The organism is Microbacterium sp. NPDC079356 (genome assembly GCF_049545465.1).
Lineage (GTDB): Bacteria > Actinomycetota > Actinomycetes > Actinomycetales > Microbacteriaceae > Microbacterium > Microbacterium gawkjiense.
Map to the genome: position 1 here is coordinate 1 of NZ_JBMWDN010000015.1, position 3,396 is coordinate 3,396.

Here is a 3,396-nt window from a genome sequence, read left to right on the forward strand (position 1 = left end):
TTCGCACCACCACCGACGAGACCCCTGGCTAGACTGCCCGCAACCGTTCACTTTTCGAGCGCCGAAAGTGACCAGGATTCACCCGCCGCCGACACCCCGTAAATCGATTCGTTGCTCAGCGACTCCTCGGCTGCCATCGGGTCACTCGCCGGTGCGGCGATTCTGGTCCCTGTGATCTGGCTCGCAGAGATATCAGAACGGCCCGGTGTTCGAGTCGCTCGCCATGTCGCATCCCTCGCGTTCATGGCGCTCGTAATCTACGTCGGCATCGGGCGCAACATATTCACCGGGTGACCGCTTCTCACCGGACACTTACAGAACCCGGATGAACGGGGTTTGGCCACCGCCCACTATCAACTCACGGATTGGGCCTGGGAGCGGCGACTGCCACCAGGCGTTCTATCCAGTGCAGCGTCAACGGCTCCGGGGGCGAGGGGCTGGGTAAGGCAGCTGCCGTCAGCCGAGGGTGTGCGCTGTGGCGAGCGCGTCAACAGCGCTAGGGTGCGCGTTCAGGCTTCTCCTTATTTCCGACACCAGCGCCGAGGAGAGGATCAACATCGCCCTTGAAGTCAGCACCTGATCCCTCGATGCGAATGAAAGACCACCACGGGGCGCGCCATGATCGCGCGACCCCGTGGTGGGAGTGGCTGGGCTCCGGCTCACATTTCGTCGACGTCAGCGCGCACAGGCGCGGCTGGTGTGAGGTCGGAACGGCCCAGGCTAACCGGTGACTAGAGTTCCCAGGTTGTACTGACCCGCGTAGCCGATCCAGCTGTAGTTGACCCAGCTGGCACCGCCATAGCTGACAGTCCCGCGCGCTGTGGTTCCGGCGGTGGACGAGGCGACAGCGCCCCCGCTGTCGCCTCCCTGACCTGACATTGTCGACCGGGACTGGCCGTAGACAGTTCCCCCAACCGTCGCGCTGTAGTGGCTCACGTTCGTGCTCGAGATCGTGCCGCACCGCGGGGTCGCCGAGTTTCGGCCGAACTGACACGCTGTGGAGCCCACGGCACCGAGCGACTGCCCCTTCACCACGTTCGACTTGGCACTGTTGTTCGCATAGATCCAGGGCTGCGCGTTGCTGGGGATGGATATCCAGCGCATGTCAGCGTGGGTGCCGGGAGCCAGGGCATTGGTAGAGGTCAGAGAGCCATATGTCTCGCCACCGGACGTGACGGTCCCGGTTGCTCCGTACCAGCAATGCCCGGCGGTGATTGCGCCCCGCACGCCATTGCGAACCATCACCCATCCGGTCGTGCAACCAGCGTTGCTGCGATCGATACCGACGCCGCCTCGACGAGGGGCATCGCAATCTGTGCGAGATGAACAGTCGAGGTCACCGACCTCTTGGTCGACCTCGTAAGAAGCATCCACGCCTGAGGCTTCGAGAGTTCGCTGCACAAGTTCGCCCACGCTGGCGTCTGTCAGCGTGATGTCCAGGCTATTCGTCAGGGGGTCTTCAGCGATGCTGGCGATGTTAGGCGCATAGCCAGCTTTCTGCGCCTCATCCCATGCGGCGTGCATAGCGGCGTCCAGATCGGCCGACGAATGCTCAACTTCCCGGATGGCGATGTCTTCCTCCGAGCTTCCTGAGGAAATGGCGAGCTCGCGGAGTTCGGTAGCGAGGTCGGTTGGCGCCTGTCCCGGCTGGAATTGCACGACGAGTGTGCCGCCGTTGATGTTGTCGAGGTAGTAGCCGGCGAACCCTGGCGCTTCCAAGACTTCTGGAGCCTCAGACTCGAAGGACTCGACTAGGGCGTTCCGGCGTGAGATCTCAGCGGTCTCGGCGGCTGTGCCAATGAAGCCGTATTCGTTTACCTCGGGCGCAAGGGCAGCAGCACTGGATCGGATGGTGAGTCCCTCAGTGGCCAGAATACGAGCAATTGCGTCTGTGCTCGCGGGAAAGCCGAGCTCGGCTCTGATGCGCTCGCTTTGGTCGAGAATCTCTGTAGCATCTGGACTCGAAGGACCTGTGGCAGCCGGGCTGGTGCCCTCCGATGCAGAAGCTGGTGGTGCCATGAATGCGGTTGCCGCCAGCCCGATTGCGGCAAGGGCAGCTCCGGTGATTGGTCGTCTCGCGAAGAATCGGCGCTTCTGTGACTTGTCTGACATGGTGTTTTCTTCTCCCCCCAGAGCCCCGCACCGGCAGTCGGTACTGATTAGGGCCAGGCCTTTGGTAGCTCCTCAGTCGATGAGCGGATCAGACCCGGCGTCCCGGGAAAGGAGCTGAAACTCTCCCCAGTTTGAGAGAGGAAGACGATCACGTCATCGTTTGGCTGAGGCAGATCGCCCGCACACTCCGGCAACTGCAGGGTCAGCGTGCGTCCAACCGGCTCCCCCTTTACAACACGCGCGTTGAGCGTGTTGACCTCGACTGCGCGGGTCGCAGAATCTGCCTTGATTACGACGCCGTGGAAAACAGCATCCGCCGCGTCGCGGGCCTCCGCTGGACTTGCATACGAGTCGCATTCTTTGGCGTCCGATTTCGCTTCCCCGGCCGAGCATCCGGACAGCGTGATCAATGCCAGAAAAGCAACGGCGAGTTTCAACCGCACAACCGAACCCCCGTCCGCTGACTGGCGTATGGAGATAATTCAAACGCCTTGTGGAAGTATGGACTTATGGTCGGGCGCGCCGCAACTAAGCTTTCGCGGTGAGCGAAGGGAAGGTGGCTGGGCAGTCGCGGCCAGTACGGTCCTGGCCCCTCTTAGGGCGACTCCGTGAAGCCACCTTCGAATCTGCCGATCGGTGCGGCCCTCGCGAGTTGGCGTTTTTGGCGGCTGTCGAGACTTTTGGTGAGCGGCGAGTTGAGGGACAGCGCCTGGCCACGCGCCTACGTGGTGCTCATGATTTTCGTGGCGAGGCCCCTCCTGATCGTGGTAGCAATACTGGCGCCACTACTCCCTCACTCGGTAGTGGCCTCGATTGCAGTGCGCCTCGGAGTTGCTGGTCTCACCCGGGCTCTCACGCTGATATTGACCGCCAGTATGTGTGCGTTCCGCTCTCCCGATCAAGGCGATATGTCCTTCTCGGTGAGGACCGATCGGCCCTGCTCGACGTCATTGTTAACCGTCGTAGCCTCACGTTTGCCCAGCACACTCGACTGCGCGGTCCGAAATCGGCGCCCGGCCCGCGTACTGCGGGTGCCGTAGGGGCCGCGTTCGGTGATGATGGGTGCGCCGGGGACGCGCATGTGGGCGGGGTAGTTGGTCTCGGGCTTCGGCCAGTGGCCGTTACGGCGGGGGTTTGGGCGGTTACATCGCCCGGCGTGTTGAGTGCTGATCCACGTCGGCGCCGGCCTTGCCGTAAACGATGGCGATCTCAACGGGTCAACGCACCACCGGCGATGATCGATCCGGAGGTTTGTGTGCCGCTCACGAGTGATCAGCAGAACGA

General features: G+C 62.6%; 2 protein-coding genes. Both read right to left on the reverse strand.

Annotated features, from left to right (window positions below):
- Positions 1 to 720: 720 nt before the first annotated feature.
- Positions 721 to 2,112: a hypothetical protein gene (locus ACPEH0_RS14695; RefSeq protein ID WP_366214735.1), complete on the reverse strand. Its 1,392-nt coding sequence runs from the start codon at positions 2,110 to 2,112 to the stop codon at positions 721 to 723.
- Between the two features lie 47 nt (positions 2,113 to 2,159).
- Positions 2,160 to 2,555, reverse strand: coding sequence for a hypothetical protein (locus tag ACPEH0_RS14700; protein WP_366214736.1), 396 nt, complete (start codon positions 2,553 to 2,555; stop codon positions 2,160 to 2,162).
- Between the last annotated feature and the right edge of the window lie 841 nt (positions 2,556 to 3,396).